The sequence below is a fragment of the Enterovirga sp. genome (genome assembly GCF_028290205.1).
Lineage (GTDB): Bacteria > Pseudomonadota > Alphaproteobacteria > Rhizobiales > Beijerinckiaceae > Enterovirga.
Genome location: NZ_JAQGKF010000232.1, coordinates 1 through 16,796 on the forward strand (window position 1 = coordinate 1; position 16,796 = coordinate 16,796).

Sequence of the window (16,796 nt, forward strand, 5' to 3'; positions counted from 1 at the left end):
CAATCCGCGCAACCATTATGTCTGGGTCACTCTGGCGGTGACCCTCGGCTTCGGCGCGATCGGTTTCTACGACGACTACCTCAAGGTGACGAAGCAGTCGCACAAGGGCTTCTCGGGCAAGTTCCGGCTGCTGCTCGAAGCCGCCATCGCGATCGCGGCCTGCACGCTCATCGCCGTCTACTCGCCGCCCACCCTGCAGAATCAGCTCGCCTTCCCGATCTTCAAGGACGCGCTGCTGAACCTCGGCTGGTTCTACGTGCTGTTCGCCGCCTTCGTCATCGTGGGCGCCGGCAATTCGGTGAACATGACCGACGGACTCGACGGGCTCGCCATCGTGCCGGTGATGATCGCCTGCGGCACCTTCGGCGTCATCGCCTACCTCGTCGGCAACGTCTTCACGGCCGGCTACCTGCAGGTGAACTACGTGCGCGACACCGGCGAACTCGCCGTGGTCTGCGGCGCGGTGATCGGAGCGGGGCTCGGCTTCCTCTGGTTCAACGCGCCCCCCGCCCAGGTGTTCATGGGCGACACCGGATCGCTGGCGCTCGGCGGGCTGCTCGGCACCGTGTCGGTCGCCATCAAGCACGAGCTCGTGCTCGGGATCGTGGGCGGGCTGTTCGTGCTCGAGGCGCTCTCGGTCATCATCCAGGTCGCGTCCTTCAAGCTTACGGGCCGGCGCGTGTTCCGCATGGCGCCGATCCACCACCACTTCGAGCAGAAGGGCTGGAAGGAGGCGCAGGTCGTCATCCGCTTCTGGATCATCGCGGTCGTGCTCGCGATGGTGGGCCTTTCCACACTGAAGCTGCGGTGAGCCCAGTGGCGATCGGGACAACCGCGACAGGCGCCCGCTCCGGTGGGGGAGGGCGCGCAAGATGACGCCCGTCACCTGCATGGCGGGGCGCCGCCTGGCGCTGTTCGGGCTCGGCGGGTCGGGCCTCGCCACGGCGCGCGCGCTCGTGGCCGGCGGGGCGCGGGTGCTCGCCAGCGACGACGATCCGGCCCGGATGGAGGCCGCGCGCGCCCACGGCGTCGACACCGGGGACCTGCGCGCCGCCGACTGGTCGGGCTACGACGCCTTCGTGCTGTCACCGGGCGTGCCGCTCACCCATCCCGAGCCGCATTGGAGCGTGGATCTTGCGCGGGCGGCGGGCGTCGACATCATCGGCGACGTCGAGCTGTTCTGCCGCGAGCGGGCGCATCTCGCGCCCGATGCCCCTTTCGTGGCGATCACGGGCACGAACGGGAAATCCACCACCACGGCGCTTGTCGCGCACGTGCTGCGGCTGGCCGGTCGCGACGTGCAGATGGGCGGCAACATCGGCACCGCCATCCTGTCCCTCGCGCCGCCGGCCGAGGACCGGGCGCATGTGATCGAGATGTCGTCCTTCCAGATCGACCTCGCGCCGTCGATCGCGCCCAGCGTCGGCGTGTTGATGAACATCACGCCCGACCATCTCGATCGGCACGGCACGATGGCGAATTACGCCGCCGTGAAGGCGCGATTGGTGGCCGGGGCGGAGGTCGCCGTGATCGTTGTCGACGACGAGCCGAGCCGGGCCATCCACGACCAGTTGGTCGCAGCGGGCCGGCCCGTGGTCGCGATCACCGAGGGGCTGCTGCCGGGCGACGGCTACCGCTACGAGGGGTCATGCGTCTTCCGCACCACCGGGACGATCACCCGCCAGGTCGCCGACCTGAGGGGGGTGGGGTCGTTGCGGGGCGTCCACAACGCCCAGAACGCCGCCGTGGCGCTGGCCGTCGCTGACGCGCTCGGCGCCGACGAGGGCGCCGTGGTGGCGGCGCTCGCCACCTTCCCGGGGCTGCAGCACCGCATGGAAGAGGTCGGACGGCTCGGCCGCGTCGTCTTCATCAACGATTCCAAGGCGACCAACGCGGATTCGGCCGAAAAGGCGCTGGCCTCCTGCGAGCATGTGTTCTGGATCCTGGGCGGCAAGCCCAAGGAGGGCGGGATCGAGTCGCTCGCCCCCTACTTCCCCCGCGTGGCCAAGGCGTATCTGGTCGGCGAGGCGGCGGATGCCTTCGCGGCCTCCCTGCACGGGGCTGCCCCCTACCTGCATTGCGGCACGCTCGACCGCGCTGTCGCCGCGGCTGCGGCCGATGCCGCGGCCTCCCCGCATCCGGATCCCGTGGTGCTGCTCTCTCCCGCCTGCGCCTCCTACGACCAGTACCGGAGCTTCGAGACCCGCGGCGACCATTTCCGCGATCTCGTCCGGGCCCTGCCCGGTCTGGCTCGCCCGTGACGGCGGGGCCTCGCACACTTTTCTCTCGCCCGGCCCGGGCCGAGAGTGCCACGGCACGACAGGAGTTCCGCCATGTCCTCGCGCGCTGAACGGACCTATTTTGGCGACTGGCTCTGGACGGTGGACAGGGCGCTGATCGCTGCGCTCGTCGCCCTTATGGTGGCCGGGCTGGTGTTTCTGATGGCGGGCGGGCCCCCGGTCGCTGAACGGCTCGGGCTGTCTCCCTTCCACTTCGTCAACCGGCAGGTGCTCTACCTCATCCCGGCCCTGATGATCCTGGTCGGCGTGTCGTTTCTGTCGCTCCGGATGGTGCGGCGCGTCGCGCTCTGGGTCTACGCGACCAGCATCGCGCTCTGCATCCTGGCGCTCCATTTCGGGCCCGAGATCAAGGGGGCGCATCGCTGGATCGCCATTGGCCCGCTCGGCATCCAGCCGTCCGAATTCGTGAAGCCCGCCTTCGTGGTCCTGGCCGCCTGGGCCTTCTCGGAAGGCGCCCGGCGGCGGGACATGCCGGGGGCGCTGCTGGCCATTCTGCTTCTGCCCGCCACCGTCGTGCCGCTCATTCTCCAGCCGGATTTCGGCCAGACCATGCTGGTCGCGATCACCTGGGGAGGGCTCTTCTTCGTGGCCGGGCTGCACTGGTTGTGGGTGGCCGGGCTCGGCGGGGCGGGCCTCGTCGGCGTCTTCGCCGCCTACACCCTCCTGCCGCACGTGCGCGAACGGTTCGAGCGCTTCCTGAACAAGGATTCGGGCGACAGCTTCCAGGTCGCGACAGCCCTCGAGAGCTTTTCCAAGGGCGGCTGGTTCGGCCGCGGCCCGGGGGAGGGCAGCATCAAGCGCATCCTGCCGGACGCCCATACGGACTTCATCTTCTCCGTCACCGGCGAGGAATTCGGCGTCGTCGTCTGCATCGCCGTGCTCGGAATCTTCGCCTTCATCGTCCTGCGCGGACTCGCGCTCGCGCGCCGGAGCGAGGAATGCTTCGTGCGCCTGGCCGTCACGGGGCTGGTCCTGATGTTCGGCCTGCAGGCCTGCATCAACATGATGGTCAACGTGCACCTCATGCCGGCCAAGGGCATGACCCTGCCCTTCGTCTCCTATGGCGGCTCGTCGTTGCTGTCGCTCGCGCTCGGGATGGGCTTCCTCCTGGCGCTGACGCGGCGGCGGCCGCGGGCCGAGATGCTGGACCGGCTCGTTCCGGCGGGGCGGACCCGGCCGTGACCCGGCCGCCCCTCGTCGTCCTGGCCGCCGGCGGAACGGGCGGGCACCTGTTCCCGGCCGAGGCGCTGGCCGTCGCACTGAACCGGCTCGGCATGCGGGTTGCCCTCGCAACCGACGGGCGCGTCGGCGAGATCGCCCGGACCTTCCCGGCCGAACGGGTCATGCAGATCCCGTCCGCGACCCCGTCCGGCGGCTCGCTCCTGGCCAAGGGGCTGGCCGCGATCAGGCTGGGGCAGGGCGTGCTGCGGGCTCTGCCGCTGCTGCGGGCCGACCGCCCCGCCTGCGTCGTCGGGTTCGGTGGCTATCCGACCGTGCCGCCGGTCTTCGCCGCCGCCGTGCTGCAGATCCCGACCCTGATCCACGAGCAGAACGGCGTGATCGGCCGGGCGAACCGGTTCCTGCTCGGCCGCGTGTCGGCCGTTGCAACCGGCTTCGCCAGCGTCAGCGGCATCCCGGACGCGATGGCCGCCAAGCGCTACCACACGGGCAATCCCGTCCGTCCGGCGGTGATCGAGGCCGCCCGCATCCCCTATGCCGCGCCCGAGCCCGGCGGCCTCCTCCGGCTCGCCGTGTTCGGCGGCAGCCAGGGCGCCCGGGTGATGAGCGAGATCGTGCCGGCGGCGCTCAGCTCCCTGCCGGCGGAAAGCCGGGCCCGGCTCCGCCTCGTCCAGCAGGCGCGGCCGGAGGACGCCGAGGCCGTCCGGGCCGCCTATCTGGCGGCCGGCATCGCGGCCGAGATCGCGCCGTTCTTCAAGGATCTGCCGGCCCGCATCGCGGACGCGCATCTCGTGATCGCCCGCTCGGGCGCCTCCACGGTGGCCGAGCTGGCCGCCATCGGCCGACCCTCCGTGCTGGTGCCGCTGCCCGGCGCGCTCGACCAGGACCAGGCCGCGAATGCCCGCAGCCTCGGCGAGTCGGGGGCCGCCACGGTGCTGCCCCAGACCGAGTTCACGGCCGAGCGCCTCGCAGCCGTGATCGCGGCCGCCCTGGCGGACCCGGCCGGCTTGACCCGGGCCGCTGAGGCGGCGAAGAGCGCCGGTGTGACCGATGCGGCCGAGCGCCTGGCCGCCGTCGTCATGACTCTCGGCCACATCCCGGTCCCCGGCCTGCAACAGGAGGGCGGCGGGATATGAGGCTGCCAGCAGGACATACCCGATGAAGCTGCCCCCGAAGCTCGGCCCCATTCACTTCATCGGCCTCGGCGGCATCGGCATGTCCGGCATCGCCGAGGTGATGCACAATCTCGGCTACACGGTGCAGGGCTCGGATGCGTCCGACAACTACAACGTGCGGCGTCTCGCCGAGAAGGGCGTCAGGACCTTCATCGGCCACGAGGCCGGGAACGTGGACGGGGCCGCCGTGGTGGTGGTCTCGACGGCCATCAAGCGCGACAACCCGGAACTCACGGTCGCGCGCGAGCGCCGCCTGCCGGTGGTGCGTCGGGCCGAGATGCTGGCCGAGCTGATGCGCTTCAAGTCCTGCGTCGCGATCGCCGGCACGCATGGCAAGACGACCACGACCTCGCTCGTGGCGACGCTGCTGGACGCCGGCGGCATGGACCCGACCGTGATCAACGGCGGCATCATCAACGCCTATGGCACCAATGCCCGCATGGGCACCGGCGACTGGATGGTGGTGGAGGCCGACGAGTCGGACGGCACGTTCCTGAAGCTGCCGGCCGATGTCGCCATCGTGACCAATATCGACCCGGAGCATCTGGACCATTTCCAGTCCTTCGACGCCATCAAGGACGCGTTCCGGTCCTTCATCGACAACATCCCGTTCTACGGCTTCGCCGTGATGTGCATCGACCACCCGGTGGTGCAGGACATGGTCGGCCGCATCGAGGACCGCCGCGTCATCACCTACGGCGAAAACCCGCAGGCCGACGTGCGGCTGATCGACATCGACCAAAAGGGTGGCCGCTCCCGCTTCCGAGTGCTGATCCGCGACCGCCGCCCGGGCTACCGGCTGGAGCTCGACGGCCTCGAGATGCCGATGCCCGGCATGCACAACGCCCTGAACGCCACGGCCGCCATCGCGGTGGCGCACGAACTCGGCATTTCGCCCGAAGCGATCCGGCGCGGCATCGCCGGGTTCGGCGGCGTGAAGCGCCGCTTCACCCGCACGGGCGAGTGGAACGGCGTCGCGATCTTCGACGATTATGGCCACCATCCGGTGGAAATCCAGGCCGTGCTCAAGGCGGCCCGCGCGTCGACCGACGGGCAGGTCATCGCCGTCGTGCAGCCGCATCGCTACTCCCGGCTGCACTCGCTGTTCGAGGATTTCTGCACCTGCTTCAACGATGCCGACACGGTGATCGTGGCGCCGGTTTATGCGGCCGGCGAGCAGCCGATCCCGGGAGCCGACCGGGACGGGCTGGTCGCCGGGCTCAAGTCGCGCGGGCACCGCAACGTCATGGCGCTGGGCAAGTCGGAGGAGCTGGCCGGCCTCGTGCGGGGCCAAGCAAAGCCGGGCGACTACGTGGTCTGCCTCGGCGCCGGCAACATCACGCAATGGGCCTACGCGCTTCCGGGCGAGCTGGAGGGCCTCGGGGCCGCCGCGTGACGTGCGCGCTCCCGCCCGGAGACGGATGCATTCTCCTGGACTCGCTTCGCTCCGCCATTCCCGGTCTGCGGGGTGCGCTCGAAGCAAACGCGCCTCTGGCGCCGCTGTCCTGGTTTCGGACCGGCGGCCCGGCCGAGGTGCTGTTCACGCCGGCTGACGACGACGACCTCGCCCTGTTCCTGGCCGGCTGCCCGTCTGACCTGCCGGTGCTGGTGGTCGGGCTCGGCTCCAACCTGCTCGTGCGGGACGGGGGCGTGCCGGGTGTGGTGATCCGTCTCGGCCGCGGCTTCGGCACCATCGCGGTCGAGTCCGGACACCGGGTCCGGGCCGGGGCGGGTGCGGCCGACGTCAAGGTGGCGCGCGCCGCGGCGGACGCCGGCATCGACGGCCTGACGTTTCTGCGCGGCATCCCGGGCACGATCGGCGGCGCGCTGCGGATGAACGGCGGCGCCTATGGTGGCGAGACGGCCGACGTCCTGGTCGAGGCCCGCGCGCTCGACCGACGGGGCAGGGCGGTGACGCTCTCCCTCGCAGAGCTCAGCTACACCTACCGCCATTGCGGGGCGTCCGAGGAGCTGATCTTCACCGAAGCCCTGTTCCAGGGGCGGCCCGGCGACCCGGCCGCGATCCTGGCCGCCATGGCGGCGATCACCGAGGCCCGCTCCTCGACCCAGCCGGTCAACACCCGCACCGGCGGCTCAACCTTCAAGAACCCGCCCGGCCGCAAGGCCTGGGAGCTGATCGACGAGGCCGGATGCCGCGGCCTGCGCCGCGGCGCGGCCCAGGTCTCGGAGCTGCACTGCAACTTCCTGATCAACCATGGCGGGGCCAGCGCGGCCGAGATCGAGGGCCTGGGCGAGGAGGTCCGCGATCGCGTCCGGGACGCGACCGGGATCGAGTTGGCCTGGGAGATCCGGCGAATCGGCGTTGGACCGCACGTGGGCGGTCGCTAAAGCTCACCTCTTTCGACACCTCCGTCCGCACGAGAGTTGCCAGATGGCCACCATCGCCCCCAAGCACGTCGCCGTCCTGATGGGAGGCTGGTCGGCCGAGCGAGAGGTGTCCCTCAGCTCGGGCCGAGCCTGCTGCAAGGCGCTGCAGGAGCAAGGCTACCGGGTGACGCCGGTGGACGTCGACAAGGACGTCGCCCGGGTGCTCCAGGCGGTGCGGCCCGACGTGGCCCTGAACGCCCTGCACGGCCGCTACGGCGAGGACGGAACGGTGCAGGGCCTGCTGGAGCTCCTCAGCATCCCCTACAGCCATTCCGGCGTCCTCGCCTCCGCCCTCGCCATGCACAAGGAGCGGGCCAAGCAGGTGCTCCGATCGGTGGGTGTGCCGGTGCCGGACGGCATGGTCGTGCGCCGGAGCGAGGCGGCCCTGCGGCACGTGCTGCCGCCGCCCTACGTGGTGAAGCCGGTCACCGAGGGGTCGTCGGTCGGCGTGATCATTGTTCGGGACGAACGGAGCCACCCACCGCAGGAAATCGGCCGCGCGGATTGGGCCTATGGCGAGGAGGTTCTGGTCGAACGGTTCATTCCCGGACGTGAACTCACGTGTGCGGTAATCGGGGATAAGGCCTTGGGAGTCATCGAGATTCGCCCGGCGACGGGGGTGTTCTACGACTACGACGCCAAATACGCCGAGGGGGGCTCGATCCACGTCCTGCCAGCCGATCTTAAACCAAATATTTACCAGAGGGTCCAAGAGTTGGCGTTAACGGCGCATCAAGCACTCGGGTGTCGCGGCGTCAGCCGCACCGACCTTCGATACGACGACACGCCCGACGGCACGGGCGAGGTCGTCGTGCTGGAGGTCAACACCCAGCCTGGGATGACGGCAACGTCCCTGATGCCCGAGATGGCGGCCTATGCAGGCTATACGTTCGGCGAGCTCGTGCGATGGATGGTGGAGGACGCGTCCTTGAACCGCTGACCGGCTTCGCCGGAAGCGGCGGCTTTCGCCCGTCCTCGGCGGCGCGGCCCAGCCTCGTCGCGCGCCTTTCGGGGCACCTTCTCCGCCTGTCTCCGCCCTTCGCGTCGCTGCGCCGCCGGCGCCGCAACTCGGTCGCCGTGCCGCTGGCCCGGCGCATTCCGCGCCTCGCCGGCACCGGCCTGGCGCTCGGCTTCTTCGGCCTGGTCGGGGCCTACGGCCTGGTGCTGAACGGCCAGTACGACGAACTGGTCAGCCATTACGGCGACCCGCGTGACATCATCGCCCGTTCGGTCGGCCTCGGCGTCGACAAGATCACCATCTCGGGGCTGGGCCGGCTGCCGGAGAGCTACATTCTCGACCTCGCCGGGATCACGCCCCGCAGCTCGCTGCCCTTCCTGAGCGCCGCCACGGCCCGCGACCGGCTGCTGGCCGACCCCTTCATCCAGAGCGCCGAGATCCGGAAGCTGTATCCGGGCGAGGTGATCATCAATCTGTCCGAACGCGAGCCCTACGCCCTGTGGCAGCGCGACGGCGAGCTGTTCGTGATCGCCCGCGACGGCACCGCGATCGACCGGCTCCGCGACCGCTCGCTGGCCATGCTGCCGCTGGTGGTCGGCGACAAAGCCAACATCGCTGCGCCCGGCTACCTGGCGCTGCTGGATGCCGCCGGGCCGCTGCGGACCAGGGTGCGGGCCGGCATGCTGGTTTCCGGCCGGCGCTGGACCCTCAAAATGGACAACGGACTCGACGTGCGGCTGCCCGAAGAGGGGGCCGTCGCGGCCATGACCCGTCTCGTGCGGCTCGAGCGTGAGGCCGCGATCCTGAGCAAGGACGTGCTCACGATCGACCTCCGCATGGCGGACCGGGTCGTTGTGCGGCTGACCGAGGAGGCCGCGGCCGCCCGGGCAGAAGCCGTCAAGAAGCGCTTGCAGCGCGGCGTGAAGGGAATCGAGACGTGAGCCTGCAGGACCACGGACTGACCCCGCGCCTGCGTCCGCTGCCGCCTCGGCGCACGGCGACGCTCTCTGTCCTCGACATCGGCACCAGCAAGGTCGTTTGCCTGATCGCCGAGCTCAGGCCCGTGCCGGAGGGAGAGGCCCTGCGCGGCCGCACCCATCTGCCCCGCATCCTCGGCATCGGCCACCAGCGCTCGCTCGGCCTGAAGGGCGGCGCCGTGGTGGATCTCGAAGCGGCCGAGAGCGCCATCCGGCCGGCCATCCACGCGGCCGAGCGCATGGCGGGCGTCGAGGTGCAGTCGGTCATCGTCAACCTGACCGGCGGGCGGCTCGCCTCCCACCATTTCGCCGCCCACGTCCCCGTGCGGTCCGGCATGGTCTGCGCGTCCGACATCGGTGGCGTGCTGGAAGTCGCCAGCAACCACACGCTCCGTCCGGGCCGCGCCGTGTTGCACGCCCTGCCGACCGGCTTCTCGCTCGATGGCCAGAACCAGATCGTCGAGCCGGCCGGCATGATCGGCGAGCGGCTCGGCGTGGACCTGCACGTGGTCACCGCCGAGGCCGCCTCGTCCCGCAACCTGATGCTCGCCGTCGAGCGCAGCCATCTCGACGTCGAAGCCGTCGTCGCCACCCCCTACGCGTCAGGCCTCGCCACCCTGGCGGACGACGAGGCCGAAATGGGCGTGGTGGTGATCGACCTTGGCGGCGGCACGACCTCATGCGGCGTCTTCTCGGACGGCCATCTGGTCCATGCGGACGCGATCGCGGTCGGCGGCCACCACATCACCATGGACCTGGCCCGCGGGCTCACCACCACGGTCTCGGCGGCCGAGCGGCTGAAGACGCTCTACGGCACGGCGATCTCCTCGGGATCGGACGACCGCGACATGGTTGCCGTGCCCCATATGGGCGACGACGACGAGCGGGAGGTCGTCCGCCACGTCCCCCGCGCGCAGCTCGTGCGCATCATCCGGCCGCGCGTCGAGGAGATCCTCGAACTCGTGCGCGACCGCCTGCGCAACGCCGGCTACGCCGCCCAGGCCGGGCGGCGCATCGTGCTCACCGGTGGGGCGAGCCAGCTGCTGGGCCTGCCCGAGGTCGCACGCCGCATCCTGGACGGCGAGGTCCGCATCGGCCGGCCGCTCGGGATCAGGGGCCTGCCGGAGGCCGGCAAGGGGCCGAGCTTCTCGGCCGCGGTCGGCCTGCTCGTCTACCCCCAGGTCGCGCATATCGAGCATTTCGAGCCGCGCCGGAACGGCTTGTTCGGCGGGGCAAGCGAGGGCGGTTACGTGGAACGAGTTGGACGATGGTTTCGAGAAAGTTTCTAACAACGGGGACGGCGCGGGCCGCCTTCACAGCAAATAACGCCGGTCACGGGGCCGGGGAGAGGGCTTAAGTCATGATCAATCTGCAAGCCCCGGATATCCGGGAACTGAAGCCGCGCATCACTGTCTTTGGCGTCGGTGGCGCGGGCGGGAATGCGGTCAACAACATGATCGAGTCGGGCCTCATGGGCTGCGACTTCGTCTGCGCCAATACGGACGCCCAGGCGCTGTCCTCGTCGCGCTGCGAGCGCATCATCCAGATGGGCCTCGGGGTGACCCAGGGTCTGGGCGCGGGCTCCCAGCCCGAGGTCGGCCGCGCTGCCGCCGAGGAGGTCATGGACGAGGTCCGCGACCAGCTCTCCGGCTCGCACATGGCCTTCATCACGGCCGGAATGGGCGGCGGCACCGGCACCGGCGCCGCCCCCGTGATCGCCCGGGCGGCCCGCGAGATGGGCATCCTGACCGTCGGCGTCGTGACGAAGCCCTTCCAGTTCGAGGGCGTGCGCCGCATGCGGGTGGCCGAGGCCGGCGTGCAAGAGCTGCAGCAGCATGTCGACACGCTGATCGTCATCCCGAACCAGAACCTGTTCCGGGTCGCCAACGAGAAGACCACCTTTGCCGACGCCTTCGCGATGGCCGACCAGGTGCTCTATTCGGGCGTGGCCTGCATCACCGACCTGATGGTCAAGGAAGGCCTGATCAACCTCGACTTCGCCGACGTGCGGGCGATCATGCGGGGCATGGGCAAGGCCATGATGGGCACCGGCGAGGCGAGCGGCGAAAAGCGCGCCAACCGGGCGGCGGAAGCGGCGATCGCCAATCCGCTCCTCGACGAGGTGTCCATGAAGGGTGCCCGCGGCCTGCTGATCTCCATCACGGGCGGCCGCGACCTCACCCTCTACGAGCTGGACGAGGCGGCCACCCGCATCCGCCAGGAGGTCGACAACGAGGCCAACATCATCCTGGGCGCCACCTTCGACGAATCGCTCGAGGGCACGATTCGGGTGAGCGTCGTGGCGACCGGCATCGACCAGCCGGCGCTGGCGGAATCGCCGCTCTCGGCGACCGAGCAGCGCATCGCGGAAGTGGCCGAGCGGCTGCGGGCCCAGGCCCGCATGCAGGCGACCACCCCGGAAGGCGGCCGCCCGGCCGAGATCTCCACGCAGAGCCGCAAGCCGGAAGGCCCGATGGGCGCCGGCTCCGACGGGTCCGTCTCCAGCGTGGTCCACCAGGACGTCACGCTGACCCCGGTGTCCGGCAAGGGCGCGGGCTTCGAGCCCGTCGCGCAGTCGTCCCAGCCCGAGGGCCGCAGCGATGCTCCGCTGCCGTCCCACTTCCTGCCGCCGGAGCCCGAGCGGGCGGTTCGCATGCCCCGCATGCCGCGTATCGAAGAGCTGCCGCAGCCGGCCCAGAAGAAGCTCCGGGCCCACCGGGGGGAGGCTGAAGGCATCGGCCAGCAGGCGCGCGGGTTGCTCGGCAAGCTCGCCACGGTCGGTTTCGGCCGCCGCGAAGAGCCCTCCTCGCCGCCGCCGGCCATGAGCTACCCCGAGCCGGCCCCCCTGCCGCCTCAGCCCCAGGCCGAGCCGCCCGTCAGCCGCATGGTTCCGGCGAGCCACGCGGAATACGCCAAGCGCGCGCCGACCCACTCGCCCTACCGGGTGGCCACGGGGAATCTCGACGCCCAGGGCCGGTCGGCTCCCCCGGCCCGGCCGGAGGAGGATCACCTCGAGATCCCGGCCTTCCTGCGCCGCCACCAGAGCTGAACCGACCGACGCCGCAGCGGCCCCGAACTCCGGTTCGGGGCCGTTTTGCGTGCGGCGTCAACGGCTGAAACGGGATTGTAACAGACGGTAACCAAGCGTGATTTGGTTGGATTCCGCGGACGCACTAAGGTTCCAGTGCACATGTTGATGGGCAGCGCGTCCGCGTGACAAGGACGGCGCCCGTGACCGGGGCATCAAACGGGCGAGACCACGAAGCTGGCGGACCATGAGTCCGGCCGCAATGGGATTCGGCCCGAGGTGAGCGAATGAAATCGAGTCTTCAAGCCACTCTGGGCGCCCCTGTGCTGCTGTCGGGGATCGGTGTCCATTCCGGCAGGACCGTCAACCTCCACCTGCATCCGGCGCAGGCCAACCATGGCATCGTGTTCCTCCGGACCGGCCTCCCCAATGGCTCTGACCGCCTGATCCAGGCCCGTTTCGCCTCCGTGACCGCCACCGAACTCTGCACCGTGATCGGCCAGAAGGAATCGGGTGCGGTTGCCACCATCGAGCACCTCATGTCGGCGCTGTGCGGCCTAGGCATCGACAATTGCCTGGTCGAGATCGATGGTCCCGAGGTCCCGATCCTGGACGGCAGTGCGTCTGCCTTCGTCGAAGCCATGGACCGGGTCGGCGTCGTACGCAGCCGGGTCGCCCGCAAGCAGCTCAAGGTGCTGCGTCCGGTGCGGGTCGAGAAGGGCATCGGCTCGGCCGAGCTCCTGCCCAATCCGAAGGGCTTCCGGCTCGATGTCGAGATCGAGTTTCAAAACCCGATCATCGGGCGCCAGCGCAAGGTGGTGGACCTCTCCCCGGCCACCTACCGGGCCGAGATCGCCCGGGCCCGCACCTTCGGCTTCATCGGCGATGTCGAGAAGCTCTGGAAGGCCGGTTTCGCGCTCGGCGCCTCGCTCGAGAACACCGTCGCGATCGGCGACGACCATGTCATCAATCCCGAAGGTCTGCGCTTCGCCGACGAGTTCGTCCGCCACAAGATGCTGGACGCGGTCGGCGATCTGTCCCTGGCCGGTTATTCCCTGCTCGCCACCTACCGCTCCTATTGCAGCGGCCATCGCCTCAATGTCGCCGTCTTGGAGGAGCTTTTCTCCGACCGGGCGAACTACGCGATCGTCGATGGCGGGGCTCGGCGTGAATCGGGCTATGCGGAAATCGGGAACGGCATCGCCGTCCCGGCCTACGCGCCCGATCTGCACTGAGGCGAGGCCGCGGCTGCACGGCACGAGACCTGGACCGCCAGGACGGTTCGGGCAGGGTGTGGCGGCGAGGTCATAGCTGATCCCGCATGGATTCCGTAGGTCGACCTGCCAGACTGGGCGGCTTGCCGCCGCTGCGCCACGAGTAATGGAAGGCCGACGCCGCATGTTCTCCGACATCGTTGCCTCGCGACGGGGCGCCGCTCGCGCCCTCCGGGCCGCGCTGGTTGCGGCCGCGGGCGCCGGGCTCGCCGGGTGCGACACGCTCGCGTCGATCAACCCGTTCGACTCGGCCGAAAAATACGAGATGAAGGTCGTCAACGACGTCCCGGCCGAGAAGATCTACGACCAGGGCCTCAGCCGCATGCGCAACAGCGACCATGAGGGCGCGGCCAAGCGGTTTTCCGACCTCAGCCGCAACTACCCATATTCGGAATGGGCGCGCAAAGGCCTCATCATGGAGGCCTACGCCAATTACGAGGGGCAGCGCTGGGACGACGCGATCACGGCGTCGCGCAGCTACGTCAGCAAGTATCCGAACACCAAGGATGCGGCTTACGCGCAGTACCTCTACGCGATGTCGAACTTCAACCAGATCCCGGACACCACGCGTGACCAGGAGCGGGCCGAGAAGGCGCTCGCGGCGCTGACGGAACTGGTGCAGCGCTACCCGTCCTCGGAATATGTCAGCGATGCGCGCTACCGCATCCAGGTGGCGCGCGACCAGATCGCCGGCAACCACATGGAAGTGGGGCGCTATTACCTGGAGCGCCGCAATTACACGGCGGCGATCAACCGCTTCCGCGACGTGGTCGCCAAGTACCAGACCACCCGCCATGTCGAGGAGGCGCTGCAGCGTCTGACGGAGGCCTACATGGCCCTCGGCCTGACCGGGGAGGCGCAGACCGCCGCGGCCGTGCTCGGGCACAACTTCCCGGACAGCCAATGGTACAAGGATGCCTACGCGCTGCTGCGCTCGGGCGGGCTTGAGCCGCGCGAGGATTCGGGTTCCTGGATCAGCCGCTCCTTCAAGGGTCTGAAGGTCGCCGTGGTCGGAGAGTAGAGCCGGCCGCGCATGCTGGCCGAACTCTCCATCCGCAACATCGTCCTGATCGAAAGGCTGGACCTCCGCTTCCCGAAGGGCCTCACGGTCCTGACCGGCGAGACGGGGGCCGGCAAGTCCATCCTCCTCGACGCCTTCGCGCTCGCCCTTGGGGGGCGCGGCGACGGGGCTCTCGTCCGTCACGGTGAGGCCCAGGGGCAGGTCATCGCCGTCTTCGACGTCCCGGCCGGCCATCCGGCCCGGCGCCTCGCCGAAGCGGCGGAGCTCGACGTCGAGGGCGACCTGATCCTGAAGCGCGTCCAGTTCGCCGACGGCCGCACCCGCGCTCTCGTGAACGACCAACCGGCCGGCGTGCAGACCTTGCGGGCGATCGGGGCCGCGCTGGTCGAGATCCACGGCCAGCATGCCGACCGGGCGCTGGTCGATCCCGCCAGCCACCGGGCCATCCTGGACGGCCATGCCGGGCTCGCAGCCGAGGCCCGCGCCGTGGCCGAGGCGGCGCGCCGGTTGCGGGAGGCCCGCGCGGCGCTCACGGCCGCGGAGAGCCGCATGGACGAGGTGCGCCGGGAGCGCGAGTTCCTGGCCCATGCCGTCGAGGAACTGACCGCGCTCTCGGCCGAGCCCGGCGAGGAGGCCGCGCTCGGCGAGCGCCGGCAGCTCATGCAAGGCGCGGAGAAGGTCGCGGCCGATCTCGCCGACGCGGCCGAAGCGCTGGCCGCCCCGGTGCCGAATCTGCTCGCCGCCCTGCGCAAGCTCGAGCGCCGCTCCGGCACGGCCGAAGCGATTCTCGCCCGCCCGGTCGCGGCGCTCGACGCGCTGCTGGTGAGTTTCGACGAGGCCGAGGCGGCCCTGGCCGAGGCCGTCCGGGCGGCCGAGTTCGATCCCGGCGATTTGGAGCGGACGGAGGAGCGGCTGTTCGCGCTCCGGGCCGCCGCCCGCAAATATGCCTGCCCGGCTGACGAGCTCTCCGCCACGCGCGACCGCTTCGCGGCCCAGCATGCCGCCATCGAGGCGGGCGAGGAGGAGTTGGTTGGGCTCACGCGCGCCGCCGCGGCCGCCGAAGCCGCCTACCTGGCGGCGGCCGAGACGCTGTCAGCCTCGCGCATCAAGGCCGCCGCCAAGCTCGACCGGGCGGTCGCGGCCGAGTTGCAGCCCCTGAAGCTCGGGCGCGCCCGGCTGACCACCCAGGTCGAGACGGACCGCACCTCCCGCGATCCGGCCGGGTTCGACCGCGTCGAGTTCTGGGTCGAGACCAATCCGGGCACGCGGCCGGGGCCGCTGATGAAGGTGGCGTCCGGCGGCGAGCTGTCCCGCTTCATCCTGGCCCTCAAGGTGGTGCTGGCCGACAAGGGGTCCGCACCCACGCTGGTCTTCGACGAGGTCGACACCGGTGTCGGCGGCGCCGTGTCGGACGCCATCGGCCAGCGCCTGGCCCGCCTGGCCGAGCGCGTGCAGGTGATGGCGGTCACGCATGCCCCCCAGGTGGCGGCGCGCGCGTCGAGCCATTTTCTGATCGCCAAGGCGGCGGCCGGAGGCCGCGCCGGCCGCGTCCAGACCGAGGTGTCGGTGCTGGAACCCGGCTCACGGCGCGAGGAGATCGCCCGCATGCTGGCCGGCGCCCAGGTCACGGAAGAAGCCCGCGCAGCGGCGGGCCGGCTGCTCGAGGCGGGTCAGGTCTAAGCGCGCCGGCTCGGCCGCTTCCCCGGCCCGTGTCCGGCTCGGGGGAGTGGCTTTGCGGCGGGTCGGGTTATAGGGCGGGCGGCCCTGTTCGAGTCAGCCCATGCCGAAGCCGCCGAAAGCCAGCCCAGCCGTTTCGCGCGACGATCCGAGCCCCGAGGCGGCCGAGCACGCCCGGCTCGGCGTCGAGCTCCGGGAGCACGACCGGCTCTATTTCGAGGACGACGCGCCGACCATCTCGGACGGGGAATACGATGCGCTGCGGCGCCGCTACGAAGCGCTGGAGGCGGCCCATCCGGAACTGGCCACCCCCGACAGCCTGACCGCGACCGTCGGGTCGAAGCCCTCCGACCGTTTCGCCAAGCGCCGGCACAAGGTGCCGATGCTGTCGCTGGGCAAGGCCTATGCGGACGAGGAGGTGGCCGATTTCGTGGCCCGGGTCCGGCGCTTCCTGAATCTCGCCGAGGAGGCCCCGCTCCTGTTCACGGCCGAGCCCAAGGTGGACGGCCTGTCGCTCAGTCTCCGGTATGAGAACAACCGCCTGGTCGCGGCGACCACCCGGGGCGACGGCACGGTCGGCGAGGACGTCACGGCCAATGCCGAGGCCGTGGCCGACATTCCAAAGACGCTGACCGGCAGCGGCCTGCCCGAGGTGTTCGAGGTGCGGGGCGAGGTCTATCTTACGCACGCGGACTTCGCGGCTATCAATGCCGAGCAGGTCGCGGCCGGCAAGCCCGCCATCGCCAATCCCCGCAACGGCGCGGCCGGCAGCCTGCGGCAGAAGAATGTGGCCGTGACGGCGGCGCGGCCCCTCCGCTT

At 70.5% G+C, this 16,796-nt stretch carries 13 protein-coding genes and 1 pseudogene; all 14 read left to right on the forward strand.

The window, feature by feature from the left end:
• A partial coding sequence (gene mraY, locus JWR86_RS16280) for a phospho-N-acetylmuramoyl-pentapeptide-transferase (protein ID WP_299567420.1) occupies positions 1 to 811 on the forward strand: 811 nt, incomplete at its 5' end.
• A 61-nt stretch (positions 812 to 872) separates the two neighbouring features.
• Complete coding sequence (gene murD / locus JWR86_RS16285; protein ID WP_299567421.1) at positions 873 to 2,261, forward strand: UDP-N-acetylmuramoyl-L-alanine--D-glutamate ligase; 1,389 nt, start codon at positions 873 to 875, stop codon at positions 2,259 to 2,261.
• Between the two features lie 72 nt (positions 2,262 to 2,333).
• On the forward strand, positions 2,334 to 3,482 hold the full coding sequence (ftsW, locus tag JWR86_RS16290) for a putative lipid II flippase FtsW (protein WP_299567422.1): 1,149 nt from the start codon (positions 2,334 to 2,336) through the stop codon (positions 3,480 to 3,482).
• Positions 3,479 to 4,615 carry an undecaprenyldiphospho-muramoylpentapeptide beta-N-acetylglucosaminyltransferase gene (gene murG, locus JWR86_RS16295; RefSeq protein ID WP_299567423.1) on the forward strand — a complete coding sequence of 379 codons (1,137 nt, stop codon included), beginning with the start codon at positions 3,479 to 3,481 and terminating at the stop codon, positions 4,613 to 4,615. Before ftsW ends, murG begins: the two co-directional genes overlap by 4 nt.
• Before the next feature lie 22 nt (positions 4,616 to 4,637).
• Complete coding sequence (gene murC, locus JWR86_RS16300) at positions 4,638 to 6,050, forward strand: UDP-N-acetylmuramate--L-alanine ligase (protein ID WP_299567424.1); 1,413 nt, start codon at positions 4,638 to 4,640, stop codon at positions 6,048 to 6,050.
• A gap of 29 nt (positions 6,051 to 6,079) precedes the next feature.
• On the forward strand, positions 6,080 to 7,003 hold the full coding sequence (gene murB, locus JWR86_RS16305) for a UDP-N-acetylmuramate dehydrogenase (RefSeq protein WP_299567433.1): 924 nt from the start codon (positions 6,080 to 6,082) through the stop codon (positions 7,001 to 7,003).
• Between the two features lie 43 nt (positions 7,004 to 7,046).
• Positions 7,047 to 7,982 carry a D-alanine--D-alanine ligase gene (locus tag JWR86_RS16310; protein ID WP_299567425.1) on the forward strand — a complete coding sequence of 312 codons (936 nt, stop codon included), beginning with the start codon at positions 7,047 to 7,049 and terminating at the stop codon, positions 7,980 to 7,982.
• On the forward strand, positions 7,949 to 8,941 hold the full coding sequence (locus tag JWR86_RS16315) for a cell division protein FtsQ/DivIB (protein WP_299567426.1): 993 nt from the start codon (positions 7,949 to 7,951) through the stop codon (positions 8,939 to 8,941). The genes JWR86_RS16310 and JWR86_RS16315 overlap by 34 nt, the downstream gene beginning before the upstream one ends.
• Positions 8,938 to 10,266 (forward strand): cell division protein FtsA, encoded by a 1,329-nt coding sequence (ftsA, locus tag JWR86_RS16320; protein ID WP_299567427.1) that lies wholly within the window; start codon positions 8,938 to 8,940, stop codon positions 10,264 to 10,266. The genes JWR86_RS16315 and ftsA overlap by 4 nt, the downstream gene beginning before the upstream one ends.
• Before the next feature lie 71 nt (positions 10,267 to 10,337).
• The gene (gene ftsZ / locus JWR86_RS16325; RefSeq protein WP_299567428.1) at positions 10,338 to 12,026 is read left to right on the forward strand and encodes a cell division protein FtsZ; all 1,689 of its coding nucleotides are present in this window, start codon (positions 10,338 to 10,340) and stop codon (positions 12,024 to 12,026) included.
• A 266-nt stretch (positions 12,027 to 12,292) separates the two neighbouring features.
• Positions 12,293 to 13,240, forward strand: coding sequence for a UDP-3-O-acyl-N-acetylglucosamine deacetylase (gene lpxC / locus JWR86_RS16330; RefSeq protein ID WP_299567429.1), 948 nt, complete (start codon positions 12,293 to 12,295; stop codon positions 13,238 to 13,240).
• A 163-nt stretch (positions 13,241 to 13,403) separates the two neighbouring features.
• Positions 13,404 to 14,300, forward strand: coding sequence for an outer membrane protein assembly factor BamD (locus tag JWR86_RS16335; RefSeq protein ID WP_299567431.1), 897 nt, complete (start codon positions 13,404 to 13,406; stop codon positions 14,298 to 14,300).
• A gap of 12 nt (positions 14,301 to 14,312) precedes the next feature.
• Positions 14,313 to 15,980, forward strand: coding sequence for a DNA repair protein RecN (gene recN / locus JWR86_RS16340; protein WP_299567432.1), 1,668 nt, complete (start codon positions 14,313 to 14,315; stop codon positions 15,978 to 15,980).
• Between the two features lie 100 nt (positions 15,981 to 16,080).
• Positions 16,081 to 16,796: pseudogene (locus JWR86_RS16345) on the forward strand (NAD-dependent DNA ligase LigA); the annotation flags it as partial.